The organism is Polaromonas aquatica (genome assembly GCF_042659145.1).
In the GTDB taxonomy this organism is placed as follows: domain Bacteria; phylum Pseudomonadota; class Gammaproteobacteria; order Burkholderiales; family Burkholderiaceae_C; genus Polaromonas; species Polaromonas aquatica.
Genome location: NZ_JBHSRS010000015.1, coordinates 67,143 through 93,214, shown reverse-complemented (window position 1 = coordinate 93,214; position 26,072 = coordinate 67,143). Strand labels below are relative to the sequence as shown.

Here is a 26,072-nt window from a genome sequence, read left to right as displayed (position 1 = left end):
CTCAGGGCCGAGGGATGGGCAAAGCGTGGAGGGAGGCTCAAGCGAGGAATGAGCCTTGAAATGCAGCCGCATGCCACCATATGTAGTTGTTACCGAATGGGCGGGCCCCTCCGCTTCCCGCTGATTGACGCCAGCGTCTTGCAGATCCCCTTCCTTTCCTGACGCACTCGCCAGTCGCTTCTTGTCGAACGGCTGCGCACCCTTCGCTTGCAATAGCGGGCTGAAATCTCAAGAGCAGGAGCACTTCATGGCGGCAAAAGAGCAAAAGCGCGGTAACCGGGAACTGAAAAAGCCCAAGAAGAAACCGGTGCCGGCAGTCCCGGCACCCACGGTCCTGGCCAGGACCGTAGCGGCACCGGTGCGGACTCCCAAGAAGTCTTGACAGGCGTGCTGGGCCACATCGCCCAGCCGCTTCCACAAGGGCCATCTTGCCCATCTTCTTCTCGGCGGGTTGATCGCGGTGCCTCGCATGCCCGTGGCGCCCTGAAAGGCGCCCATGCATTCCGTTCTTCATTTCGCCTTTCAGCGCTCTGCCCAAGGGCCGTGGTCTGACACCGCACCCGTGCGCGAGGAACTGTTCGGCATCGAGCGCCTGGAGCAACACGCGCGCAGCCTCGCCGCGGCACAGCAGGTCAGCGCCAACCCGCCCCGGGTGCCTTCGCTGCATAGCCGGCTGCGCGGGAACGCCACCGAACTGCTGCGGGCCTACCGTGCGGGTGCTGCGGAAGTCGCTGCGGGCCGCCGAGTGGTCCCGGCCGCCGAATGGCTGCTGGACAACTACCACGTGGTCGAGGCGCAGGTACGCGAGATCCGCACCGACCTGCCACCCGGCTACTACCGTCAGTTGCCAAAGCTGGCCGACGGTCCACTGGCGGGCTATCCACGTGTCTTCGGGCTCGCCTGGGCCTTCGTCGCCCATACCGACAGCCACTTCGACCCCGCCGTCCTGCGCCGCTTCATTGCGGCCTACCAGGAGGTCCAGCCCCTGGACATCAGCGAACTCTGGGCCGTGGCGATCACCCTGCGCATTGTGCTGGTGGAGAACCTGCGCCGGCTGGCCGACCAGATCACGGCCGGACGTGCCGCGCGCGCCGACGCGCAACGGCTCGCCGACCACCTGCTGGAGCCAGGTGGCGCGTATGCCGCACTGGACCAGGACATTTCCACGCGCGCGAGCGGCCCGGTGTCCGAACTGTTCGCCGCACAGCTCGCCAAGCGCCTGCGCGACCAAGATCCCCGCACCACGCCGGCCCTGCAATGGCTGGACGAGCGGCTGCGCAGCCAGGGCACGGATGCGGACCAGGCCATCCTGCATGCACAGCAGCGCCAGGGCGCCTCCAACGTCTCGGTACGCAACGTCATCACCAGCATGCGGCTGATGTCGGACATCGACTGGGCCGACCTGTTCGAGAGCACCAGCTTGGTGGATGCACGACTGCGGGCCGCCAGCGCTTTCGCGGAGATGGATTTTCCGACGCGCAACCGCTATCGCACCGCCATTGAGCAACTGGCCCGGGGTTCGCTCCTGTCCGAACTCGCGATCGTCGAGCAGGCCTTGGCGCTGGCGGCCGCGAAAGCACGCCCGGCGCTTCGCGTCCAGGACGCCGGCACCGCCGATACGGTCGTGGATCCTGGCCACTACCTGATCGCCGAAGGGCGTGGCAAATTGGAGCAGGCCATCGGATTCCGGCCGCCACTGGCCGTGCGCATCGACCGTTTCAACGTCCGCCTCGGGCTTGGCGGCTACATGGCCGCCATCCTCGTGCTGGCAGCGATGTTGCTGGGCCTGGCGTTCTGGGCCGTCTTTGCCACGGGTGCCTCGGCAGCAGTTCCCAGCGGGCTGCTGGCCGCGCTCGCGCTGGCCGCATTCCTGCCCGCCACCGAGGTGGCCACGGCCCTGGTCCAGCGCGCAGTTGCCTCGCGCTCTGGCGCCACGAGCCTCCCTGCCCTGGCGCTGGCCGATGGGGTCCCTGCCAATCTGCGCACACTGGTCGTCGTACCCACGCTGCTGTCGAGCGAGGCAGAACTGCTCAGCCACATCGAGAGCCTTGAAGTCCACCATCTGGCCGGCGCAGGTGGCGACCTGTCCTTTGCCCTACTGTCGGACGGTCTGGACGCGGACACGGAAGTGCTTGACGGCGACGCCCACCTGATCGGCATCGCGCAGGAGACCATCGCCGCACTGAACCAACGGCATGGCCCGGCCCCGGGCGGCAAGCGCTTCTACCTGCTGCACCGGCGACGCCGGTTCAACGCCAGCGAGAACCGCTGGATGGGCTGGGAGCGCAAGCGTGGCAAGCTCCATGAACTCAACCGGCTGCTGCGTGGCGCCACCGACACCAGCTTCATGCCGCTGGATGGCGGCGCTGCCGACAACGCCCAGCAACCCGACATCCTGGCCGGCGTGCGCTACGTCATCACGCTGGACGCCGACACCCGGCTGCCGCGCGACGCGGCGCTGAGACTGATCGGCAAGATGGCCCACCCCCTGAACCGCGCGCGCTGGAGCGATGTCGAACAGCGCGTGACGGGCGGCTACGCCATCCTGCAGCCGCGCGTGACGCCCGCGCTGCCGCTGGGCCGCGAAGGCTCGCTCTACCAGCGCCTGTCGTCCGGCCCGGGCGGCATGGACCTTTATGCGGCCGCCGTCTCCGACGTCTACCAGGACCTGTTCGGCGAAGGCTCCTACACCGGCAAGGGCATCTACGACGTCGATGCCTTCGAGGCCGCGCTCGCCGGGCGCATCCCCGAGAACACAATGCTCAGTCACGACCTGTTCGAGGGCGTGTTCGCGCGCGCAGGGCTCGCGTCGGACGTCGAGGTGGTCGAGGAATTCCCGGCCCGCTACGACGTCGCCGCGCGGCGCCAACACCGCTGGACGCGCGGCGACTGGCAGCTCCTGCCCTGGGTGCTAGGACGGCGCCACTCGGGCGCAGCCGTGCCGCCGGTGGGCCGCTGGAAGATGATCGACAACCTGCGGCGGTCCCTGCTGGCGCCCACGAGCCTGCTGGCCCTCGCGCTGTGCGCCTGGCTGCCCTGGCCGCAGTCACTGCAGGCCATGGGGCTGCTGGTGCTGGCGCTGGCCGTGCCAGCCTTCTTGCCCAGCCTAGCGGGGCTGGGGCCGCCGCGCGCAGGCATCGGGCTGGGCAGCCACCTGCGCCTGCTGGCCAGCGATCTTCGGATGGCCGCGCTGCAGGCGGCTTGGGCGCTGACCCTGCTGCCGGACCAGGCCTGGCGCGCGCTGGACGCCATCACGCGCACGCTCACCAGGCTGTACGCGACCCATCGGCACCTGCTGGAATGGACGACCGCGGCCCAGTCCGCCGCTCGCCCGCGACCCGGCGTAGCGGGCTTCTATGCGCAGATGGCCGGCGGCGTGCTGCTGGCCGTGGCACTGGCCGTGAGCGTTGGCGTGTTCTCGCCCGCGGCATGGCCCATGGCGTTGTTCCTGCTGGCGCTCTGGCTCGCGGCGCCAGCCCTGGCTTGGCGCGCCAGCCGCCGCCCGCCGCTCGTGCCATCCGGCGCACCCCAACTCGCCGATGCCTTGGCCCTGCGGCGCACGGCACGGCGCACCTGGCGCTTCTTCGAAACCTTCGTGACGCCGGCCGAGCACATGCTGCCGCCGGACAACTTCCAGGAAGACCCGAAGCCGGTGGTCGCGCACCGTACCTCCCCCACCAACGTCGGCCTGTACCTGCTGTCGGCGGTGGCGGCCCGCGACTTCGGTTGGGCTGGAGCACTGCAGACCTGCGAACGCCTGGAAGCGACTTTCGCCACCCTGCAGACGCTGGAGCGGTTCCGAGGCCATTTCTACAACTGGTACGACACGCGCACGACCCGGGTGCTGGCACCGGCCTACGTGTCGTCGGTGGACAGCGGCAACCTGGCAGGCCACCTGATCGCGCTGGCCAACGCCTGCGAGGAATGGATGGGTGCGCCGCTGCCGGCCGACTGGACGGAGGGCGCCAGCGATGCACTCGCGCTGGCCCGCGAGTCCGCATCCGCCAAACCCGCGGCTCAAGGGCTGCAGGGCCAGCGGCTGCAGACCCTCCTCGACGACATCGACGCCGGGCTCCAGGGCCCTGCCGACCTGTTCCTCCCGGTGCTCCAGCGCCTGACCGACAAGGCGGTGGAAGAAGCGCGGGCGCTGACCCCGACGGCGCAGGCCGAAAGCGACGATCTGCTGTTCTGGACCGAGACGCTGCGCCAACGGGTCGAACAGCAAACACGCGACGCCACCGCGTTCGCCGCCGCGACGCATCCTCTCGATGCCCGCTGGCAGGCACTGGCGCGGCAGGCGCGCGCGCTGGCACTTGGGATGGACTTCGCCTTCCTGCTGGACCCCGAGCGCAAGCTGCTGTCCATCGGCTATGCTGCGGTGGAGAACGTGCTCGACGCCAACTGCTACGACTTGCTGGCGTCCGAAGCGCGGCTGGCCAGCCTGTTCGCGATCGCCAAGGGCGACGTGCCCACGCGCCACTGGTTTCGCCTGGGCCGTAGCGCCATCCCCGTGGGCCACGGATCGGCCCTGGTGTCCTGGTCCGGGTCGATGTTCGAGTACCTGATGCCCTCGCTGGTGATGCGCGCGCCAGCCGGCAGCCTGCTGGAGCAGACCAACCGCCTGATCGTGCAGCACCAGGTGGCCTACGGCCGGCTGATGGGCGTGCCATGGGGTATCTCCGAATCGGCCTACAACGCCCGCGATCTGGAGTTCACATACCAGTACTCCAACTTTGGCGTGCCAGGCCTGGGCCTCAAGCGCGGCCTGGCCGAGGACCTGGTGATCGCGCCCTACGCTACCGGTCTGGCCACCATGGTCGATGCGGGGCTCGCGCAGCTCAACTTCGAGCGCCTGCGACAACTCGGCGCGCTCGGGCACCACGGTTTCTACGAAGCGCTGGACTTCACGCGTGCCCGCCTGCCCGACGGGTCGCAGGTTGCCATCCTGCGCAACTACATGGCGCACCACCAGGGCATGACCCTCGTCGCCATTGCCAACACGCTGCAGGGTGCGCGCATGCGCGAACGCTTCCATCGCGAACCGATGATCCAGGCCTGCGAACTGCTGCTGCAGGAGCGCACGCCGCGCCTCGTCCCCGTAGCGCACGCACGCGCCGAGGAGGTACCCTCGGGCGCAGCCGATCCGCATGGCGGCTTGCACGCGGTGCGGCGCATGGACCCGTCGGCTACGGCGGCACCTTCCACGCACCTGCTATCCAACGGGCGCTACGCTGTCATGCTGACCGCGGCGGGCACCGGCTACAGCCGCTGGCGCGACCTGGCCGTGACCCGCTGGCGCGAGGATGCGACCCGCGACGACTGGGGCGCCTACGTCTATCTACGCGACACGGACAGCGGCCGAGTCTGGTCCGCCGCGGCGCAGCCCCTGGGCGTGACGGCCGACAGCCACGAGGTGGTCTTCGCCGAGGACCACGCCACCTTCACGCGGCACGACGGCAGCTTGACGACCACGATGGAGGTGTTGGTGTCGGCCGAAGCCGACGGCGAGGTGCGACGCGTGACGGTCGTCAATACCGGCCGCAAGGCGCGCGAGGTCGAGCTCACCTCCTACGCCGAGGTGGTGCTCGCGCCGGCCGCAGCCGACGATGCCCATCCGGCCTTCGCCAAGCTGTTCGTGCAGACCGAATACCTGCCCGAGTTCGGCGCCCTGATCGCCACCCGCCGCCCGTGCACGCCGGACGAGCCACCGGTTTGGGCCGCGCATTTCGCGGTCGTCGAAGGCATCGCCATAGGCCCGGCGCAGTACGAATCCGACCGGGCGCGCTTCCTGGGCCGGGGCCGCACGGCCGCCACGGCGCAGGCCATGGCGGACGGCGCCGCGCTGTCCGGCACGGCCGGCACGGTGCTGGACCCGGTCTTTTCGGTGCGGCACCGCGTGCGCATCGCCCCCGGCCGGATGGCGCGCCTGGCCTTCTGGACGCTGGTGGCTCCCACGCGCGAGGCGCTGCTCGACCTGGTCGACCAGCATCACGACCGCAGTGCCTTCGAGCGCGCACGCACGCTGGCCTGGACCCAGGCCCAGGTGCAGTTGCGGCACATCGGCATCGAGGCCGACGAAGCCGCGGATTTTCAGCGACTGGCCGCGCCCATCCTCTATGCCGACGCACGCTTTCGCACGCCGGCCGAAGCGATCACACGAGGCGCCGGCCCGCAGTCGGGCCTGTGGCGGCACGCGGTCTCGGGCGACTTGCCGATCGTGCTGCTGCGCATCGACGACATCGAAGACATCGCCCAGGTGCGCCAACTGCTGCGCGCGCACGAGTACTGGCGCATGAAGGGACTGAGCGTCGACCTGGTGATCGTCAACGAGCGTGCCTCGTCCTATGTGCAGGATCTGCAGACCGCCATCGAGACCGCCGTGCGCCGCAGCCAGTCGCGCCCCCGACTGGACGGCGAAGCGATGGCCCGGGGTGTGGTCCATACGCTGCGTGCAGACTTGATGGACACGTCGGCCCGCGCCCTGCTGCAGTCAGCGGCCCGCGTGGTGCTGCTGGCGCGTCGGGGCGACATCGCTCGACAAATCGCGCGCCTGCCCCAGGCAGCACTCACCGCAAGCCCTGCACTCGAGGCGGCCGCGCAGCCGCCCTCCTCCGCGCTGCCCAGGCGGGCGCAGGGCATGGACACGGCGCGGCTGGAGTTCTTCAACGGACTCGGCGGTTTCGACCAGGGAGGCCGCGAATACGTGACCGTCCTCGCCGATGGCCAGACCACACCCGCACCCTGGATCAACGTCATCGCCAACCCGGGCTTCGGCTTCCAGGTCTCGGTTGATGGCAGCGCCAGCACCTGGGCCGGCAACAGCCGTGAGAACCAACTCACCCCATGGTCCAACGATCCGGTGACCGATCCGACCGGCGAAGCCTTCTTCGTACGCGACGAGGCGAGCGGACAGCTCTGGAGCCCCACCGCGCAGCCGATCCGCGACGGCGGCACCTACGTAGCGCGCCACGGCCATGGCTACAGCCGCTTCACGCACGAGGCGCACGGCATCGCGCTGGAACTGCTGCAGTTCGTGCCGCTGGATGACCCGGTCAAGGTGTCGCGCCTCACTGTGCGCAACCGCAGCACGCAGACTCGGCGCCTGTCGGTCACGGCCTATTCGGAATGGGTTCTGGGCACCTCGCGTGCCGCCTGCGCGCCCTTCGTCCTGACCGAAGTCGACGCAGCCAGCGGCGTTCTGTTGGCGCGCAACCCCTGGAGCACCGCATTCCCGGGCCGCGTCGCCTTCGCCGACCTCGCGGGCCGGCAGAGCGCCTGGACCGCCGACCGCACGGAGTTCCTCGGCCGCCACGGCAGCTTGGCCGCGCCCGCTGCATTGCGAAGCCGGACGCTCTTGTCCGGCGCGGTGGGCGCGGGCCTGGACCCTTGCGCCGCGCAGCAATGCAGCCTGGTTCTGCGCCCCGGCGAGTCGGTGGACATGGTTGCCCTGCTCGGGCAGTGCGGCAGCGCACAGGAGAGTCTGGCACTGGCCGGGCGCTGGCGCGAGGCTGACCTGGACATCGAACTGCAGCGGGTGCAGGATCATTGGGACGACCTGCTCGGCGCCGTACAAGTGCGCACGCCCGACCGCGCAATGGACATCCTGCTCAACGGCTGGCTGCTCTACCAGACGCTGGCCTGCCGCATCTGGGCCCGCTCGGCCTTCTACCAGGCCAGCGGCGCCTACGGCTTTCGCGACCAGTTGCAGGACGGCATGGCGCTCACATTCGCGCGGCCCGAAGAGACGCGCCGACACCTGCTGCGCGCCGCGGGCCGCCAGTTCGTCGAGGGCGACGTGCAGCACTGGTGGCTGCCGCACTCGGGCCAGGGCGTGCGCACACGCATCTCGGACGACCGCGTCTGGTTGGCCTTCGCCGCGGCCAGCTACGTGGCCGTCTCGGGCGATGCGGCGATGCTCGACGAACCCATCGCCTTCCTGGAAGGGCCCGCCCTGCAGGCGGGCGAACATGACGCATTCTTCCAGCCGATGCCCGCCGGCACCTCGGCGACCCTGTTCGAGCACTGCGCACGCGCGCTGGACCAGAGCATCGCGCTCACCGGCGAACTCGGCCTGCCGCTGATGGGAACCGGAGACTGGAACGACGGCATGAACCGCATGGGCCAGGAAGGCCGGGGCCAGAGCGTGTGGCTGGGCTGGTTGCTGGTGCGCACGCTGGCCCTCTTCGGCCCGCTGGCCGAAACGCGCGACCCAGCCCGGGCCGCGCGCTGGCGCGCCCATGCCCAGTCTGTGACCGCCGCGCTGGAGCGCGAGGCCTGGGACGGCGCCTGGTACCGGCGCGCCACCTTCGACGACGGCACTTGGCTGGGTACCCGTGACAACGAGGAATGCCGCATCGATTCGATCGCCCAATCCTGGGCCGTGCTGTCCGGCGCCGCCGACCCGGGCCGCGCGCATGCAGCGATGGATTCTCTGCGCACGCACTTGCTGATGCCAGAACCCAGGCTGGCGCTGCTCTTCGCCCCGCCCTTCGCACACACCCCGCGCGACCCCGGCTACATCAAGGGCTACCCGCCGGGCCTGCGCGAAAACGGCGGCCAGTACAGCCACGCGGCCATGTGGGCCATCCTGGCGCTCACGCAGTTGCGCACCGACCCGCAGGCGGGCGCGCACGCCCATGCGCTGTTCGCGCTGGTCAACCCCATCAACCATGCGCGCACCCCACAGGAGGCCGCGCGCTACCGAGTGGAGCCCTACGTGGTGGCGGCCGACGTGTATTCGGTGCCGCCGCACGAAGGCCGGGGCGGCTGGACCTGGTACACCGGCGCCGCCGGGTGGATGCACCGCGCAGGTGTGGAAGGGATCCTGGGCATTCGCCGCGAAGGCGAGGTACTCGTCATTGATCCATGCATCCCTGCCGAATGGCCCGGATTCGAGGCCGAGATCATCCTCGGCGCGGCGCGCTACGCCATCCAGATCGAATCGCCCGGGATGCGCTGCGCCGGGATCTCGTCGGCGGTCCTGGACGGCATGACGCTGACCAGCGACGGCGGTGCCTTGCGCGTGCCGCTCACACCGGGCGAGCATCGGCTGGTGGTCACGTTGTGAAGGCAAGCTCACCCCAATGCCATGCGGCAAAACCATGAATGACCCACGACCCGACTCCACCGCACCCGTCCAGCTCCCTCGGGCCTTAATCGACCGGATCGCCCCGCCCTTTGTCCGATTTCTGCACATCGAGGCGGCAGGTGGTGCCGTCCTGCTGGTGTTCACCATCGCCGCCCTCCTCCTGTCCAATTCTCCATGGGCAGATGCTTTCTTCGGCATCTGGGAAACGCGGGTCGAACTGCGGCTCGGAGAATTCGAATTCGGTCGTTCGCTCAAAGGCTGGATCAACGACGGGCTAATGACACTGTTTTTCTTCCTAGTAGCGCTCGAACTCAAGCGCGAAGCCGTCCTGGGTGAAATGCGCAACCCGCGCATGGCAGCCTTGTCCATCGCTGCGGCATTGGGCGGCATGGTCGCGCCCGCCGCCGTCTACCTAGCACTGCAGTGGGCGCAACCCGGCCAGCATGGCTGGGGGATTGTGATGGCCACCGACACCGCATTCGTCATTGCCTGCCTGGCATTGCTCGGCAAGCGCATTCCGCACAGCCTGCGGGTGTTCATGCTGTTCCTGGCGATCGTCGATGACATCGGCGCCATCTTGGTGGTCGCTGTCGGATACAGCCACCACATGGACTGGCGCATGCTCGCCCTGGCCGGGTTGTGCATCGGCATCCTGCGCGCACTGGCTGCCGCCGGCATACGGAGCATCCCCATCTATGTCCTCGTGGGCAGCGCCACCTGGCTGGCCATCGACGCGTCCGGACTCCACGCCACGGTCACCGGTGTGATCCTTGGGCTGATGACACCTGCGAGGCGTTGGGTAAGCGACAGCCGGCTCTACGCGATCCTGGGGCAAGTCATCGCCCATCCTGCAGGCAATCAGGGCAGCGCCCACACAAGTGATCGAAGAACGCTGCAGGTGGCGGAGATTGCCGCGCGCGAGTCGCTCTCGCCGGTCGAGCGCCTGGAGATGGCGCTGCACCCGTGGGTCAGCTTCTGCATCATGCCGATCTTCGCCCTCGCCAATGCAGGCTTGGCACTCTCGTGGGCCAGTGCCACCCAGCCGGTTGCAGCGGCGGTGTTCCTGGGCTTCGCTGTCGGCAAGCCAGCAGGCATTCTTCTTTTCAGTTGGCTGGCTCTGCGCTTCGGCCTTGCGATCCGCCCTCCGGATCTGAACTGGGGCAGCATCGCGGGCGGCAGCTTCCTGGCCGGTATCGGTTTCACGATGGCGCTATTCATTGCCAATCTGGCCTTGGTCGGCCCGGTGATGGAAAGCGCGAAGATCGGCATCTTCCTGGCCTCGCTGTTCTCGGCGGCCGTGGGCTTGGCGCTGCTGATGTGGATGTCACGAGCACAGGCGCTTGACGAGCCAAGGAAAATATAAGTCAGGAAAACCGGCACGCAGGACGCAATGCGCGTACTATGGGTTCGTTGAGATGTGCAAGGCCATCATTGCATCGGTCTTTTTCCGCCTCTCCCGGGCTTCTCCCGCGGCTGTGTCGAATCTCCCTTGATGATTTTCTTGGCGTCTCTTCGCCGGATGCGTTTTTGCGTCCCGGCAACCTCGAAAGGAATTCGATATGATGACACAAACCGGAACCGTGAAATGGTTCAACGAAGACAAGGGCTTTGGCTTCATCGCCCCCGACAACGGAAGCAAGGACCTTTTTGCTCACTTCCGTGAAATCCAGGCCGGCGGCTTCAAGACCCTGACTGAGAACCAGCACGTGCAGTTCGAAGTCACCCAGGGCGCCAAGGGCCCCCAAGCCTCCAACATTCGTGCCGTGAGCTGAAGGCATTGGGCGTAATGGCCCAGCCAGACTTCTCCACACACTCCTCCCAAGCGCGGTTCATCCGCGTTTTGTCATTTCTGGAAGGCATCGTTGCCATGAAGAATCTGCAGGAGGCCACCGAGCGCATCTGCGAACTCAAAGGAAGCCTGATCGCATTGGACGCACTGCTTCCTTCTCTGCTAGAAGCACTGCCGCCCACTACCCACGACATCCTGGTGCGTTCGTTTGAAGCACATGCCGAAGCAGCTCGAACGGTCATTCTGAACACCCCCATTTCAGACCATGTACTGGCCGCTTTTGAACGGGACATTGCCAGAACGCGCGCGGTGCTTGCTGGGACCGAGACACCCCAGGAAAACATCCATCCACGGCAGGCCGTCGAGGCCATTCTGCTGACCACCACACACATCCGCACCTACGTCGGAGCGCGACTGTTAACGGGTGCAAGCGGTTTTTTCTTCCGCCGTGATGATCGACTGTTCCTTGTGACGAACCGGCATGTCTTGTCCGATGAACCAAGCGAGCACTTTCCCGACCGCGTCGAAATCGAGTTGCATACCGATGCAAGCAACCTGACCCAGTACGCGACCTTCTCCATACCGCTCTATGAGAACGGCCTCGCGCTGTGGCGACAGGCCGCCGACACGGGTGGCGCTGTGGATATCGCCACCATCGAGATTCAGACCAGTCGCTTACCAGAAGGCGCGGTGCTGCATGCCTTCGACAAGTCGCACCTTGACCCTCAAGACGAGGACGTGGCCATTGGAGACAATCTGATGGTCGTTGGCTTTCCGCTGGGATTTCACGACACGGTCCATCACCTCGCAGTGGCCCGCAGCGCATCAATCGCCTCGGCGTACGGCGTGCGCTTCCAGCAACAGGGCTACTTCCTGACCGATGCCCGCACACACCGTGGCAGCAGCGGTGCGCCTGTCGTTCGACGCAGGAGCACAAACCAAGGACGCAGGTCCTCTCTGCCGACTTGGCAGTTGCTCGGCGTGCATTCCACGCGCATGGACATGCTCACCCGCGACCTGATCAAAGATGAGTCGCTTGGACTCAATTGCGCTTGGTACGCAGATGTTCTGATGGTGCTGACCCAAACCAAGTAGCGATTCGTCACCTGAAATGAGGGCCCAGGCCATCACGCACGCGCACTGTGCGTTCAGCTTCTGCTGAACAGCAGTTGGGGCTATGCGCGAGCGAACTGGAATGCCTAGCTAAACCACGACAAAGCTCGCCCTGCTACTCTGTAGCCCTCCGGGCCCACTCGATCATCAACAGGCCACGCAAGCCCGCGTGGTTAAAGGGATTTGCGATGATCGACATGGGCCATTACCGTCGCTTTTACCGTCATCCGACAAGAGCTTTGTCTGGTGCGGAAGATGGAGGGATTTGAGGGGCGACGACTCTGGCAACTCCATCGTCAATCACCCTCTAGGATAGCGCAGACAAGCACAGCGGTCTTCCTCCAAGCCTCACTTCGCCGGTGGCTTCGGCGTTGCCTGCCCTCCCCTCTTGAAACCACGATCCCCCGCCATGAACGCCTCCAGCATGTGCGGGATCAACTTCTCTGCATCGACCGCCTCGCCATACACCTGCGCGTGCAGCGCGGCGTAGCGGTCGAGGTCGGCTTTCAGGCCGGCCGGGCACGCGAAGGTAAGCTTGACGTTCTCGGTCTTGGGCAGCGGCCCAAGCCGCAGTTTCTTGGTCGCGTTCATTGCGAAGCTCCCCGATTGAAGAACAGGGGCTGGTAGGGCCGCAGCACCAGATCCCGGTTGACGATGATCCGCACCGGCAGGCCGGGCCGCGTGGTCAGCGTCGGCTGGATGTTCATATTGCGCCGGGTGATCTCTTGGCCAACCTGATTGATGCTGTCCTGGGCGCTGTCACGCCCGGCGATGACGATGCGGTTGCCGTCCTGGCGGTTCTCCGGCGCGGCCAGCTCGGCGCCGACACCCAGCAGCGTCGTCAGCACCGCACCGGCAAAGATGCGGTTCCAGTGCCAGTCCACGTCGTCCTCCAAGCCCGCGTAGCCGGCCGGGTCGGTGCCCACTAGGTTGTCGAGCGTCAGCGAGGACGTGTCGGGCAGGATGATCCGGTTCCATACCACTTGCACGCGGCTCTGCCCGTAGCTGACCTGGCTGTTGTAGCGCCCTAGGATGCGCGACCCCTGCGGGATCAGCAGGAACTTGCCGGTGGCCGTGTCATAGACCGGCTCCGTCACAGTGCCGATCACGTCGCCCGGCAAGTCCGACTTGATGCCTGTCACCAGCGCGCCGGCGATCACCGTTCCGGCCATCACCTGATAAGGCGACGCGGGCAGCGCCAGATTGCCGGAATTGCGGGTTTCCGTAGAACCGGCTTTCAGGAACGCCTCTTTCTGGTCTTGCCGGTTCTGCACGGTCGTCGGGTCGGCGGGCTGGGCCGCCGTCGAGGCAGGCCCGGCAGCGAGAGGATCGAAGGCCGCAAGTGTGTTTGCAACACCAGGCGCACCCGGCGCAGCTTGCGCGACCGTGGCGGCGGCTTGGCTCTGGCCGCCCGAGCGGAAGAACACCGACGAGGCCGCCGCCGCGTCCGCCTCCTTGCGCAAGGCATCTTCGGGATCATGGCCTGGCGGCGAATAGCCCGGCGTCACCGGCTGCTGCGAAGCGACGATGGCCGGGCCAAGGTCGCCGGGCAACGGCGGCCCCAGCTCGGGCACATCGGGCGGCAAGGCTGGCGGCAGCTTCGAGTAGTCCGTCGGTAGCGCATCCAGCCCTTCGGACTTCGAGACGCGATCCACGTTGTAAAGCTCGGTTTGCTCGCCCGTACCGCGCCGCTGCGGTTGCAGCGACCAGATCGTGGCCCCAAGGACGGCGACCGACAGGCCGCCGACGAGGATGGCCAGCGTGCGCCGGTTCAAGCGAGTGACCGGGCGCGGCTGGGCGCGCAGCGCCACCGCTTCCGGCGCGACCTTGCCTGCCTGCGGCGTGGCGAGGTCGGGGGTGTCGTCCTGGCTCATGGTCAGTTCCTCCGCGCAACGCCGTCCGTGCGCTCAATTCGCACCACGTCGCCCTTGTCGCCGCCCAGGCGCAGTTCGGCGGCACCGAACAGCCGATCCACGATGTAGTACGGCGAGCGGAAGCGGTAGTTGACCAGTTGCCCGTCGCCTTCCGGCCCGATTACGAACAGCGGCGGCAGCTCGCCTTGCGCGATGCCGGCGGGGAACTGGATATAGACCTTCTGCCCGTCGTCGAAGGCGCGCAGCGGCTTCCACGGCGGGTTGCTACCGCTGACCGCGTAGCGGAAGCGCAGGTTTTCCAGCGACAAGCCGGAGTCCACCGGCGCGGCGGCGCTGGCCGCCTGCGCCTGGCGCTGCAAGGCCAGCATCCGGTCACGCGGATACTCCCAAGAAGCCGACGCCATCCACGTCTTTTCCGTCGAAGCCAACTCCAGCAGGTACGTCCTGCGGTTGGTGGTGATGACGAGATTGGTCTTGAGGCCCGAGCGGATCGGCTTGACCAGCACATTGACGCGCAGGTCAGCACCGCTGCCGCTCGACGTATCGCCAACGATCCAGCGCACGGTATCACCAGCGGCCACCGTCACCAGCTCCTCGCCCGGCTGTAGCGAAACCACGGTCACGCGGCCCACGGCTGCATAGACTTGGTAGAGCGCGCCATCGGTGAACGGCCACACCTGAATCGCGTTGACGTATCCCTCGCGCGTGGGTGCGACGCGCGCCTCGGCATTGGCCCGTGAGACGCGCACCTTCTCGTCGGCTGGCTCCGGCGTGGGCTTGGCGTCCTCGGCTTCGGGCAATGGCTTCAACTGCGCCGGCATCGGCAGTACCTCGGGCACCGCCACCACCTCCACCGGCGCGGGTGGCTCGGGTAGCGGCCGGGCCTGTACCGGCTCATCGAGCGAGATGGTCGGCGGTGGCTTGCCCTGCGTGGCGCAGCCCGCCAGGGCAAGCAAGATCACCGGCAAGGCGGATTTACGGAAAAGATCATTCATGGCTTGGCTCCTTCGGAAGAGTCCAGTTCGCGGCTCCATGACAGGCCGTTGACGTAGATGCCCAGGGGGTTCTGGCGCAGGCGTTCTTCGGTGCGCGGCGGCTGGAGCACGATGGACACCACGGCCGTCCACCGCTCCAAGCCCGCCGCGGCGCCGTTGACGTAGCGGCGTTCCGTCCAGCGCACGTTGAAAGACGTGTCGCTGGCGCGCACGACGCTGGTGATCTGCGCCGTCACCGACTCCTTGCCGATGCGCGCGAACGGGTCGTTGACCCGCGCGTAGTCGTTGAGCACGGCCGCGCCCTTGTCGGTCGTGTAGTCGTAGGCGTCGAGCCAGTTCTGGCGGACGACGATGGGGTCGATGGACAGCGAGCGCACCAGCGTCACGAAGCGCGCGATGTGGTGCGCGGTCTGCGCATCGTTGGGCCGGTATGGCGTGGCGGCTTCGCCCACGGCGCGTACCTGGCCCGCGTTGTCCACCTCCACGACGTAGGGCGTCACGATGGATTGCGCCGAGCGCCACACCAAGCCGCCGGCCATCAGCAGCGCAAGCGTCAGGCAGCCGAAGGCCATCAGGCGCCAGTTCTTCGCCTGGACGCGCGGCGAGCCGATGCGCTCGTCCCACACCTGGCCGGCAGCTTGGTACGGCGTGGCAGGCTGCGGCGTGTCGGCGTAGCGCACCTGCGGTTTCTTGAATCGCATGGTCAGTTCTCCTTATGAATCGGAATCGCGCAGGCTCGGCCCCTGGCCGGAGCCGCCGCCATCGCCCCCGCGCAGCGCGTGGGCGGTGGTGGTCGCGGCGTGAGTGAGTTGCTGGCGGCGATGCAGGCGCTTGGCCCAAGCGGGCTGTTCCTGTGTCTGCGCCGTAGCGGCGCCAGATGCGGCCTCGCCTGCGGCACCCTGACCGGATGCCGCCCCCGCGCCGCCATCGGCAGCAGCGCCGTTCCAGCCAGCGCGGAAGGGAGCGGCCATGCGCTGCCCGGCAGTGGAGGCGCGGGATGCAGCGCCTCGCCCGGCTGCCTGCGCGCCGGTCTTGGCGGCGTTGCCCAGGCCCGCCATTGCGCCTTTCGCACCACCGCCTGCGGCGGCGGAGCCGGCCTGGAACGCCGATTTCGCACTGCCAGCCGCCGACGTGGCCGCACGCGCGCCAGCGCCGGCCAACTTGGCGGCGGCCGGGGCCATGCGGGCACCAGCGGCGACCGCACCGCCAACGCCCGTCGCGGCAGCACCGACAGCCACTGCCGTTCCGGCTGCGCCGACGGCGGCACCGGCCATCGCGCCCGCGCCGAGCTGCGGCGCGCCGGACACTAGGCCCGTAGCGATGCCGGGGCCGAAGATCCCGAGCGCCAGCAAGGTGAGCGAGGCCAGCATGATGACCAGCGCGTGGTCGATGTTTGGTTCGGCGGGATGGACTTGGAACTGCGAGAACAAACCCGAGCCGATGCCGACGATCACGGCCAGCACCAGCACCTTGATGCCGGCGGCCACGACATTGCCCAGCACCTTCTCGGCGAGGAAGCTGGTCTTGTTCCACAGCGCGAACGGCACCAGCACGAAGCCGGCGAGCGTGGTCAGCTTGAACTCGATCAGCGTGATGAAAAGCTGGATCGCCAGCACGAAGAAGCACAGCACCACGACCAGCCACGCGAGGAACAGCACGACGATGGGATCGAGACTGGCAAACACTTCGGGGAACCCGGCCATGTCGCCGATCTGCTTCAAGATCGGCGCTCCGGCGTCGATGCCGGTTTTCGCCAGCCGGCCCGGCTGCAAGAAGTTCTCCATCGTGATGGCCGAGCCGGTGGCGGTGATGCCCAGCCCCGCGAACGAGCGGAACACGATGCTGGCTAGCCAGTTGAAGTTGTTGAGGATGTACGCGAAGGCGCCGACGTAGAGCACCTTGCGCAGCAGCTTGGCGATCACGTCCTCGCCTTGGCCGGTGGCATGGCTCATGGCCCAATACAGGCCGGCGACCGTCATGTCGATGACGATCAGCGTGGCCGTGAGGAACGCCACTTCGCCCCGCAGCAGCCCGAAACCCGAGTCGATGTAGGCGGAGAAGGTGTTGAGGAACTGGTCGATGATGGTCACGTCATTCATGGCGTGCCCTCCGGTTCGGTCGGCATTGCTGGCGCCACGCCATCGGCCGGCTCATCGAAACTCGGCGGGATCGGCGGCAGATCGGCCAGCGTCCGGTATTCATCCGGCCCAGCCTCGCCGGAAAAGAAGCGCCGCCGGAAGGCTTCGGCGGCGGCGCGGCAAGCGTCCTCGCCCGTGGCTTGCCGGTCGGCTGCGCATTGCGCGCGCAATGCCTTGAGCCGCACGGGATCGGCGGCCAGGGCATCGGCAAGGTTGTCGGCCGGCTGCTCGCTGCACGCGGCCAGCAGCGCCACAAGCAGCGAAACCGACAGGGCGAGGACGCATCGCATGGCGGCCTCCCGTCAGTTGCCGTAGAAGTTCACGGACTGCGGCGTGTACGGCGTGCCGTCGCCCAGGAAACGCCGCCGCACCTCGCGGGCGCGCTCCGTGGCTGCCGCCTGCCGTGCCAGTTCCAGCGCAGTCGCCCGGTCTTGCGTGATCTGGAGCCGCTGCGACTGGATGGACTGCTTGGCCTGTAAGGCCAGCAACTGGTTCATGGCCTGCATGGCTTGCAGCGCGCCTTCGGCCGACTGGCTCTTGCCCACGAGGTCGGCCAGCACGCTTTCGTCTTCGCCCAGGTTCTGCGACACCTGCGCCTGCATCTGCATGGTGGTTTGCAAGCCGTTGAGCGTGTTCTTCCAACGCTCCTGCGTGTCGCGGTACATCTGGTCACCGCTGACGGTGGCGGCGTACTGCTCGGGATATAGGCGCGCGAACTCCCGATCGAGGTTCGTCATGTCGTAGGCCAAGCCGCGAGCCTGGGCGATCAGCCGCTCGGTCGTCGCCAGATTGGCGCGCAACTGGCCCACCACGCTGGACGGCAGGCTGGCGAGATTGCGCGCCTGGTTCATCAGCATCTGCGCTTCGTTCTGGAGCTGCTGGATCTGGTTGTTGATCTGCTCCAGCGTGCGGATCGCGGTCAGCGTGTTCTGCACGAGGTTGGTGGGGTCGATCACGACCCATTGCGCATGGGCGGTGGCGGTGCAAAGCATGGCCGCGACGGCGGCGGCGATCAGGCGCTTCTTCATGACAGGCTCTCCTGTGGGTGGTCGGTAGTACGGAGGGAACCCGGCACAAGGCCGGGAAACGAGGGCAGCAGGTCGGCCGCCCAATCGAGGCCGCGATGGCGCAGCCAGGCGCCCGCGAAGCCGGGTGCGCCGGCGTCCGGCGGCACGCGGCCAAGAACGTCATCAATGGCGCGCTGGTCTTGCGGCGTGGAAGCGCCCGCGAAGGCCAGCGTCGCCGGCCCCAGGTAGAGGTCGAACAGACGGTTGCCGAGGCGGGATTGGTAGTAGTAGTCGCGCTTGGGCTGCGCGGTGGCGACGATTTCGATCTGCCGCCGGTTGAGGCCGAAGCCCTCGTAGATCGTGCGAATCTGCGGCTCGGTCGCCTGCGGGTTCGGCAGGAAGATGCGGCTGGCGCAGCTTTCGATGATCGCGGGCGCGATGCTCGAATCCTTGATGTCGGCCAGGCTCTGGGTGGCGAAGATGACCGAGACATTCTTCTTGCGCAGCGTCTTGAGCCATTGCCGGATGCGGGCCGCGAACACCGGGTCATCCAGAAACAGCCACGCTTCATCGAGGATCAGCAGCGTGGGCGCGCCGTCGAAGCGTTCATCGAAGCGCGCAAAGAGGTAATGCAGCACGGCCATGACGGCGGCCTTGCTGTGCATCAGCTCCTCCATCTCGAAGCCCTGCACGTCGGCGTTGCCCAGCCGGTCGTGGTCGGCGTCCAGCAGCTTGCCGTGCGCGCCGCCGAGCACATAGGGCGCGAGCGCCTGACGCAGCGCGTTCGATTGCAGCAGTACCGACAAGCCCGTCATCGTGCGCTGCTCCAACGGCGCACCGGCGAGGCTGCCGAGTGCCGACCATATGGCGGCCTTCTCGTCCGGGCCGACCGCCACGCCCTCATGCAGCAAGCGGCCTTCGATCCATTCGGCGGCCCAGGTGCGGTAGCCCTCGCGGTCGATGCGGGCGAGCGGCTGGAAGGCGATTTCGCCATCCGTGCCCAGGTCGTAGTGCTCGCCGCCCAGCCCGAGGATCGTGGCGCGCATGGAACGCCCCATGTCGAACACGAAGATGCGCGAGCCGCGATAGCGGCGGAACTGCATCGCCAGCGTGGCGAGCAAGACCGACTTGCCCATGCCGGTCGGGCCGGCGACCAGCGTGTGGCCCACGTCGCCGATGTGCGTCACCAGCCGGAACGGCGTCGCGCCATCGGTGCGCGTGACGATCAGCGGCGGGCCGCCCAAGTGGTCATTCTTCTCCGGCCCGGCCCATACCGCCGACACCGGCATCATGTGCGCCAGGTTCAGCGTCGAGACGATGGGCTGGCGCACGTTGGCGTAGGCGTTGCCGGGGAGCGAGGACAGCCACGCATCCACGGCGTTGAGCGTTTCGGGAATGGTCACGAACCCGCGCCCCTGGATGACGCGCTCCACCATGCGCAGCTTCTCGTCGGCTGCGGCTGGGTCAGCATCGAGCACCGTCACCGTGGCGGTGAGGTAGCCGAAGGCGACTTGATCGCTGCCCAGCTCCTGCAACGCCGCGTCCGCGTCGGCGGCTTTATTGCTGGCATCGGTATCGACCAGCGGGCTTTCCTGCTGGAAGATCGTTTCGCGCAGTAGCGCGATGACGTTCTTCCTTTTTGCGAACCACTGGCGGCGCAGCCGGGTGAGTTCTTTTTCCGCCTCGGCTTTGTCCAGGCACAGGAAGCGCGTACTCCAGCGATACGCAAAGCCCAGGCGGTTGAGGTCGTCCAGAATCCCTGGCCAGGTCGAGGTCGGGAAGCCCCGCACCGACACCACGCGCAGGTGCTGGTCGCCCAGCATCGGTGCGAGGCCGCCGACCATCACGGAATCGGTCAGCAGCGCGTCGATGTGGAACGGCACCTCGGGCACCGCCAGCGAATAGCGCCGCGTCGAGATGGTGGCGTGCAGGTAGGTCAGCGTCTGGCTGTCATCGAGCCATGCGATTTCCGGCATCACGCCATCGAGCAGGTCAAAGACGCGATCCGTCTCCGCGACGAAGGCTTGCAGGCGCTCACGCCAATCCACGCCTTCGGTGGGCCGGTTCTCGTACAGCATCCCCGCCGCACGCGCGCGCGATTCCTCGGGCGGCAGGTACACCAGCGTCAGGTGATAGCCGCTCTCGAAATGGTTGCCCGATTCCTCGAACGCTGCGCGGCGTTCCTCGTCCACCAGCCACGAAAGCGGCTCGGGGAACTCCGAGTGCGGATAGTCGGCGGCAGCGCAGCGCTCGGCTTCGATGAACAGCGCCCAGCCCGAACCCAGCCGCCGCAGCGCGTTGTTCAATCGCGCTGACGTGGCGATCAACTCGCTTTGCGTGGCGCTGTTGAGGTCAGGCCCGCGAAACCGGGCCGTGCGCTGGAAACTGCCGTCTTTGTTCAAGACGACGCCCGGCGCGACCAGCCCGGCCCAGGGCAGCCAGTCGGCCAGCAGCGCAGGCCGCTGGCGGTATTCGGCGAGGTTCAGCATGGCGGCGTCCCCTCACACGTCCAGCAGCGGGCGATGCTTGATGTGTCGCGCAAAGACCTGCATGAACTGCGGATCGACGCGCGCTCCCCACACCGCCAGCGAGTGGCCGACGATCCAGAGCACGGCACCGGGAATCCAGAGTTGCAGGCCCAGCCCCACAGCGGCAGCCAGCGTGCCGTTGGCAATCGCCACGGTGCGCGGCGCACCGCCCAGCAAGATCGGCTCGGTGAGCGAGCGGTGCAAAGGCACCTCGAACCCCGCCGCGAAGCTATCCGGGGCGCTCATACGACAGCCCCGCCGGAGAAGCTGAAGAACGACAGGAAGAACGAGGACGCGGCGAACGCGATGCTCAAGCCGAACACGATCTGAATCAGCTTGCGGAAGCCGCCCGACGTGTCGCCGAACGCGAGAGCGAGGCCCGTGGCGATGATGATGATGACTGCCACGATGCGCGCCACCGGCCCTTGGATCGACTCCAAGATCGACTGCAAGGGGCCTTCCCACGGCATTGAGGAACCAGCGGCCTGCGCGGTGCCGGCCAGGAACAACAGCAGCGCGGACAGCAGCAGCCCTTGCCCCGCAGGGCGGGCCAGGCTGTGCAGCCGGGCCAGCCTCGGCAGCCGCGAGGGCGGATTTACGGAAACACGGAAAGCAGGAATGTGCATCTGCGTCATGGCAGTTCTCCAGAGTGGTTGAGGGACGGGGAAGAAAGGTCGGACTGCGAAGGCAGCTCGGGAAACGGCGCGTCCAGCGCGTCCGCCAGTTGGTAGCCCACGTCGTCGAAGCCGACGACGCGGGCGATGCTCTCGATGCGGCGCTTGTGCCCGCGCCCGGCGATGTGGATCACCACGTCCACGGCCTCGGCGATCAGTGCACGGGGCGGGTTCACCGCCACTTCGAGAATTAGTTGCTCCATGCGCAGCAGCGCACCCAGTGCGGAACCCGCGTGGATCGTGGCAATGCCGCCGGGGTGGCCCGTGCCCCACACCTTGATGAGATCCAGCGCCTCGGGGCCGCGCACCTCGCCGACGACGACGCGATCCGGCCGCAGGCGCATGGACGAGCGCACCAGCTCGGTCATGGACACCACGCCCGCGCGCGTGCGCAGCGGAACGTGGTCGCGGGCCGAGCATTGCAGTTCCACCGTGTCTTCGAGCACCAGCACGCGGTCGCCGGTGGCGGCGATTTCCGCCAGCAAGGCATTAGCAAGCGTGGTCTTGCCGCTGCTGGTAGCGCCGGCGATGAGGATGTTCTTGCGCTCGCGCACGGCGCGAACGAGAAAGGCTGCCTGCGCGGCGGTCATCACCCGGTCGATGACATACCGCTCCAGCGGGATCACACCGATGGCACGCTTGCGCAGCGCGAAGGCCGGCCCCGGCGCGGCAGGCGGCAAGATGCCCTCGAAGCGTTCGCCCGTTTCGGGCAGCTCTGCCGACAGCAGCGGCTGGCCGCGATGCACTTCCGCGCCGACGTGGGCGGCCACGAGGCGGATGATTCGCTCGCCGTCCGCTTCGGACAGCTCCACGCCCATCGGCGCGCGGCCCGACGACAGCCGATCCACCCAAAGGGTGCGATCGGGGTTGAGCATGATTTCCACCACGTCCGGGTCTTCGAGCGCAGTGGCGATCAGCGGCCCCATCGCCGTGCGCAGCATCTGGATGCGGCGGTCGAGCGATGTGGCGCTCATGACGCGCGCTCCTGCGCTTGCGCGGCTGCCGCCGCGTCCTCCATCCGCATCGGGTCGGGATGCAGTTCTTCCACCACGTCACGTACCAGGCTGCGCCCGCGCAGCAGGTGGCGCCCGAGTTGTTCGACGAACTGCTCGAAGCGCGCCTTGCCCTGGGCACGGGCCGCGTCTTGGTGCGCCTCGGGCACCGGTGTGCTGACGGTCAGGTAGTAGCGAACGAACAGCGCCAATGTCTCGATGGCGATGTTCTGGTCGCGCTCCAGGCGCTCGGCCTGCCGCGACAGGCGATCCAGCCGCTTGGCGATGGCCGCCTCGCGCTGGTCGGCCGCGTCCGGCGACAGCCAGGACGCCAAGGCGGCAGCGACAATGCTGGACTTGGACACGCCTTTTTTGGCGGCCAGTTCATCGAGCCGCTGGGCGTGCTCGGGCTGGATAAAGAGGTTCAGGCGGTAGTGGCTCATAGCTCGATTCCGTCGTTGGGGTCGAGGGAAGCCAGCCGGGCCGTGCGCTGCATGGCCGGATCGAGCTGGCGAGGAAGGGGAAGCGGCAGGTCGTCGTCGTCATCGAGCAGCCCGAGGTCGGCTGCGGGCGCGGCCAGCTCGGGGTCGTAGGCGACGGTTTGCGAGAGTTCGGGCTGACGGCGCGGGCCGCCGTCGTCGGTTGCGGCGCCGAAGCCTTCGGCGGTATCGGCCGCAAGCGCGGCGGGCACGGCAGGAATCGCCATCCCGCTCCAGTCGTCAGGGCGCAGCGGCGGCGCGTCGGCGTACTGTCCGTCCGTCAGCGTGGGCGACGGCAGCACGCGCCGCTTGAAATTGGCGTCCGCGTAGTAGCGCAGCTTCTTCGCCTTGATCGGCGCCACGCTGGACACCATCACCACCGCCTCGTCGGGCGGAAGCTGCATGACTTCGCCCGGCGTCAGCAGCGGGCGGGCCGTCTCTTGACGCGACACCATGAGATGGCTCAGCCACGGCGCGAGCCGGTGGCCCGCATAGTTGCGCTGCGCGCGCAGCTCGGTGGCGGTGCCGAGCGTTTCGGAAATACGCTTGGCCGTGCGTTCGTCGTTCGTGGCGAACGTCACGCGGACGTGGCAGTTATCGAGGATGGAATGGTTTTGCCCATACGCCTTGTCGATCTGGTTCAGGCTTTGGGCGATGAGAAAACTGCGGATGCCGTAGCCGGCCATGAAGGCCAGCGCCGTCTCGAAGAAGTCCAGGCGCCCCAGCGCGGGAAACTCGTCGAGCATCAGCAGCAGCTTGTGGCGGCGCGCGATGCCGTCGGAGCCATCGAGCGATTCGGTGAGCCGCCGCCCAATCTGGTTGAGGATCAGGCGAATGAGCGGTTTCGTCCGCGAAATGTCCGAAGGCGGCACCACCAGATACAGCGACACTGGATGCTCGGCCGCGATCAGGTCGGCGATGCGCCAATCGCAGCGCGAGGTGACTTCGGCCACCGTGGGATCGCGGTACAGGCCGAGGAACGACATGGCGGTGCTCAACACACCGGAACGCTCGTTGTCCGACTTGTTGAGCACTTCGCGCGCCGCCGAAGCGACGACAGGATGCGGCCCATCGCCCAGGTGGGGCGTGGTCATCATCCGGTGCAAGGTCAGCTCGAACGGGCTGGCCGGGTCGCTGAGGAAGTTGGCGACACCGCGCAGCGTCTTGTCCTCGCCCGCGTACAACACATGCAAGATCGCGCCGACTAGCAGCGCGTGCGAAGTCTTCTCCCAATGGTTGCGGCGCTCCAGCGCGCCTTCGGGATCGACCAGAATGTCGGCGATGTTCTGCACGTCGCGCACTTCATGTGCGCCGCGCCGAACTTCCAGCAGCGGGTTGTAGGCCGCCGACTTCGCATCGGTCGGGTTGAACAGCAAGCAATGCGAGAAGTGCGAGCGCCAGCCGGCTGTGATCTGCCAGTTCTCGCCCTTGATGTCGTGGATGACGGCTGACGCGGGCCACGAAAGCAGCGTCGGCACCACTAGGCCGACACCTTTGCCCGAGCGGGTGGGTGCGAAAGTCAGGACGTGTTCCGGCCCTTCGTGCCGCAGGTACTGACGATCATGCTGGCCGAGGAACACGCCGGCCGGCTGTGTGAGGCCGGCTTTGCGAATGTCATCCGCGTTCGCCCAACGGGCCGAGCCGTAGGTTGTGACCAGGCGCGATTGCCGCGAGCGCCAGATCGACATGCCAATCGCCACCAGCACGGCGACAAGACCGCTGCCGCCCGCGATGGCGCCGCCGGTGTCGAACACACGCGGCGCGTAGGCGTCGAAGAAGAACCACCACTCGAACAGCCGCCACGGGTGATAGACCGGCGTGCCGAGGAAGTCGAACCAGGGCGAGCCAAGGCGTAGCTGGTAGCCAAGGGCTGCTGCTGTCCATTGTGTGGCGCCCCACACTCCGGCGATCACGATGCCGAATACCACGGCGATCTGACCGAACAGCACGTTCGTCCCTTGCATCCCAGCCTCCAAGCACGGCACATAGACGTGCCGCAGGCATCAGGATCAGTGCCGTGGGGAGTGCCGGTCAAAGGCCGTTATGGCGGGGATTCAGGCGAAAAAAGCCAGATTTCTTGCAATGGCGAAGACAATAAAAACGCCGCGAGCGCGGGCGCGTTGCGGCGTATGGAGGTAGTAGCGAGAGCTTCGTCGTAGCGAAGCAACAGCGGCGGACGCTACTTCGTCTTTTGCTCCGGCCGATCACCGAAGAAGCGCCGATTGGCGGCCTCGGCCGCGCGCACGCAGAGTTCATCGCCGACCCTTGCGCGATCCTCCTTGCATTGGCGCTGGAGTTCCTTGATGCGGTCGGGGTGGGCCACAAGGAAGTCCACGGTTTCCGAGGGTCGAGATTGACCACATGCCGTTAGGGTGATGACCATTATCAGCAGCACTTTGTTCATGGTTCCCAGTCCTTTCGTCGAGTAAGTCAGGAATCTTCGGCCAGGTTCAGATTACCCCTTGCCTCAAGAAAGGCGACTCGTTCAATGAATCGGTTCAACATCTCGAAAGGTGCGGCATCACGGCGCAACAGATAGGTTGTCAGCATTGGCGGCTTGCCTGCCAAGGGGCGACCCACGATGCCTGACTCTCGACAAGAAGCTATATGCGCTGCGCCTGCTAGGCCCAAAGCCAAACCGGCGGAAACCAATGTCATCATCACGTCAAAGGTCGCCACGCGCTGGACTATCAATGGCTCCTGATCGAGCTTGCGGAGAAAACGATCGACTTGCCGTGCATGGCCTTCGCATACTGCTGGGTCGCCGAGCACCAACGGATGACGTAGTACTTCCTCCAACGGAACGCGCTTATGGGCGAGCAGAGAATGGCGAGTTGGCACCGCAACCATCAACTCGTCCTCCCAGGCGGGCGTGACCAAGATGCCATCGCCTCCGTCTTCGGCCATTGAAAAACCTGCGTCATACAGATCTTCATGCAAACCCTTGATCTGTTGCCCGAGCGGCACCTCGAACAGACGTATCTCAACTTCGGGGTCCTCTTCACGGCATTGCGCCAGTAAAGTTGGCAAGCGTGAGGGAGTTACACCGTCAGACAAGGCAATGCGCAACTGGCCGCAAAATCCGTTGGCGGCAGACTTGACGCCATCACGGGCCTGATCCAATGCGGTAAAAATGCGCGGGACATGCTCCAGAAGCTGCCGCCCAGCACGGGTTAGCTGAGTGCTTCGGGTGGTGCGAACGAATAAGCGAGCACCGAGTTCCTCTTCCAATTCCTTGATAGTGCGCGAAAGTGGGGATTGGTCGATATGTAGCCGTTCAGCGGCGCGAGCGAAATGAAGCTCCTCCGCAACGATGAGAAAGCAGCGAAGATGTCGAAGCTCCATAGTGCTCACTCCTTTTGGGCTATTGAATTCGCTGCCTAGCTAGTCGGCTA

19 protein-coding genes are annotated in these 26,072 nt (G+C 66.9%); 4 read left to right on the top strand and 15 right to left on the bottom strand.

What is annotated here, in order from left to right; translation table 11 throughout:
* Positions 1 to 496: 496 nt before the first annotated feature.
* The 4 genes from ACFQND_RS06795 to ACFQND_RS06780 all read left to right on the top strand — a co-directional run bounded on the left by ACFQND_RS06795 (position 497) and on the right by ACFQND_RS06780 (position 11,972).
* On the top strand, positions 497 to 9,067 hold the full coding sequence (locus ACFQND_RS06795) for a GH36-type glycosyl hydrolase domain-containing protein (RefSeq protein WP_343499475.1): 8,571 nt from the start codon (positions 497 to 499) through the stop codon (positions 9,065 to 9,067).
* A 34-nt stretch (positions 9,068 to 9,101) separates the two neighbouring features.
* On the top strand, positions 9,102 to 10,451 hold the full coding sequence (gene nhaA / locus ACFQND_RS06790) for a Na+/H+ antiporter NhaA (protein ID WP_123787516.1): 1,350 nt from the start codon (positions 9,102 to 9,104) through the stop codon (positions 10,449 to 10,451).
* A gap of 196 nt (positions 10,452 to 10,647) precedes the next feature.
* Positions 10,648 to 10,860, top strand: coding sequence for a transcription antiterminator/RNA stability regulator CspE (gene cspE, locus ACFQND_RS06785; RefSeq protein ID WP_123787515.1), 213 nt, complete (start codon positions 10,648 to 10,650; stop codon positions 10,858 to 10,860).
* 14 nt (positions 10,861 to 10,874) lie between these two features.
* A complete protein-coding gene (locus tag ACFQND_RS06780) occupies positions 10,875 to 11,972 on the top strand; it encodes a S1 family peptidase (RefSeq protein WP_252978784.1) in 1,098 nt (365 codons plus the stop codon).
* 366 nt (positions 11,973 to 12,338) lie between these two features.
* Here the strand turns inward: ACFQND_RS06780 and ACFQND_RS06775 are convergent, their stop codons facing one another.
* From ACFQND_RS06775 to ACFQND_RS06705, 15 genes are all read right to left on the bottom strand, one after another.
* The gene (locus ACFQND_RS06775) at positions 12,339 to 12,581 is read right to left on the bottom strand and encodes a DUF2274 domain-containing protein (RefSeq protein ID WP_123787514.1); all 243 of its coding nucleotides are present in this window, start codon (positions 12,579 to 12,581) and stop codon (positions 12,339 to 12,341) included.
* Positions 12,578 to 13,864 carry a TrbI/VirB10 family protein gene (locus ACFQND_RS06770; RefSeq protein ID WP_123787513.1) on the bottom strand — a complete coding sequence of 429 codons (1,287 nt, stop codon included), beginning with the start codon at positions 13,862 to 13,864 and terminating at the stop codon, positions 12,578 to 12,580. Before ACFQND_RS06770 ends, ACFQND_RS06775 begins: the two co-directional genes overlap by 4 nt.
* Positions 13,865 to 13,866: 2 nt before the next feature.
* On the bottom strand, positions 13,867 to 14,859 hold the full coding sequence (trbG, locus tag ACFQND_RS06765; protein ID WP_123787512.1) for a P-type conjugative transfer protein TrbG: 993 nt from the start codon (positions 14,857 to 14,859) through the stop codon (positions 13,867 to 13,869).
* Complete coding sequence (gene trbF / locus ACFQND_RS06760; RefSeq protein WP_123787511.1) at positions 14,856 to 15,560, bottom strand: conjugal transfer protein TrbF; 705 nt, start codon at positions 15,558 to 15,560, stop codon at positions 14,856 to 14,858. Before trbF ends, trbG begins: the two co-directional genes overlap by 4 nt.
* 12 nt (positions 15,561 to 15,572) lie before the next feature.
* Positions 15,573 to 16,958 (bottom strand): P-type conjugative transfer protein TrbL, encoded by a 1,386-nt coding sequence (gene trbL / locus ACFQND_RS06755; RefSeq protein WP_123787510.1) that lies wholly within the window; start codon positions 16,956 to 16,958, stop codon positions 15,573 to 15,575.
* Positions 16,955 to 17,287: a hypothetical protein gene (locus tag ACFQND_RS06750; RefSeq protein ID WP_123787509.1), complete on the bottom strand. Its 333-nt coding sequence runs from the start codon at positions 17,285 to 17,287 to the stop codon at positions 16,955 to 16,957. Before ACFQND_RS06750 ends, trbL begins: the two co-directional genes overlap by 4 nt.
* 12 nt (positions 17,288 to 17,299) lie before the next feature.
* Entirely contained in the window at positions 17,300 to 18,025 is a 726-nt protein-coding gene (gene trbJ, locus ACFQND_RS06745; protein ID WP_123787508.1) for a P-type conjugative transfer protein TrbJ, read from the bottom strand.
* Positions 18,022 to 20,493 carry a conjugal transfer protein TrbE gene (gene trbE / locus ACFQND_RS06740; protein ID WP_033955072.1) on the bottom strand — a complete coding sequence of 824 codons (2,472 nt, stop codon included), beginning with the start codon at positions 20,491 to 20,493 and terminating at the stop codon, positions 18,022 to 18,024. The genes trbJ and trbE overlap by 4 nt, the downstream gene beginning before the upstream one ends.
* Before the next feature lie 12 nt (positions 20,494 to 20,505).
* Positions 20,506 to 20,778 (bottom strand): VirB3 family type IV secretion system protein, encoded by a 273-nt coding sequence (locus ACFQND_RS06735; protein WP_123787507.1) that lies wholly within the window; start codon positions 20,776 to 20,778, stop codon positions 20,506 to 20,508.
* Positions 20,775 to 21,167 (bottom strand): TrbC/VirB2 family protein, encoded by a 393-nt coding sequence (locus ACFQND_RS06730; RefSeq protein ID WP_123787506.1) that lies wholly within the window; start codon positions 21,165 to 21,167, stop codon positions 20,775 to 20,777. The genes ACFQND_RS06735 and ACFQND_RS06730 overlap by 4 nt, the downstream gene beginning before the upstream one ends.
* Complete coding sequence (gene trbB / locus ACFQND_RS06725) at positions 21,164 to 22,180, bottom strand: P-type conjugative transfer ATPase TrbB (protein WP_123787505.1); 1,017 nt, start codon at positions 22,178 to 22,180, stop codon at positions 21,164 to 21,166. The genes ACFQND_RS06730 and trbB overlap by 4 nt, the downstream gene beginning before the upstream one ends.
* On the bottom strand, positions 22,177 to 22,641 hold the full coding sequence (locus ACFQND_RS06720; RefSeq protein WP_123787504.1) for a CopG family transcriptional regulator: 465 nt from the start codon (positions 22,639 to 22,641) through the stop codon (positions 22,177 to 22,179). Before ACFQND_RS06720 ends, trbB begins: the two co-directional genes overlap by 4 nt.
* Positions 22,638 to 24,641 (bottom strand): conjugal transfer protein TraG, encoded by a 2,004-nt coding sequence (locus ACFQND_RS06715; protein WP_123787503.1) that lies wholly within the window; start codon positions 24,639 to 24,641, stop codon positions 22,638 to 22,640. Before ACFQND_RS06715 ends, ACFQND_RS06720 begins: the two co-directional genes overlap by 4 nt.
* A 215-nt stretch (positions 24,642 to 24,856) precedes the next feature.
* Positions 24,857 to 25,081 carry an EexN family lipoprotein gene (locus tag ACFQND_RS06710; RefSeq protein ID WP_123787502.1) on the bottom strand — a complete coding sequence of 75 codons (225 nt, stop codon included), beginning with the start codon at positions 25,079 to 25,081 and terminating at the stop codon, positions 24,857 to 24,859.
* Positions 25,082 to 25,107: 26 nt separating this feature from the next.
* Positions 25,108 to 26,022: a LysR family transcriptional regulator gene (locus tag ACFQND_RS06705; RefSeq protein WP_123787501.1), complete on the bottom strand. Its 915-nt coding sequence runs from the start codon at positions 26,020 to 26,022 to the stop codon at positions 25,108 to 25,110.
* Between the last annotated feature and the right edge of the window lie 50 nt (positions 26,023 to 26,072).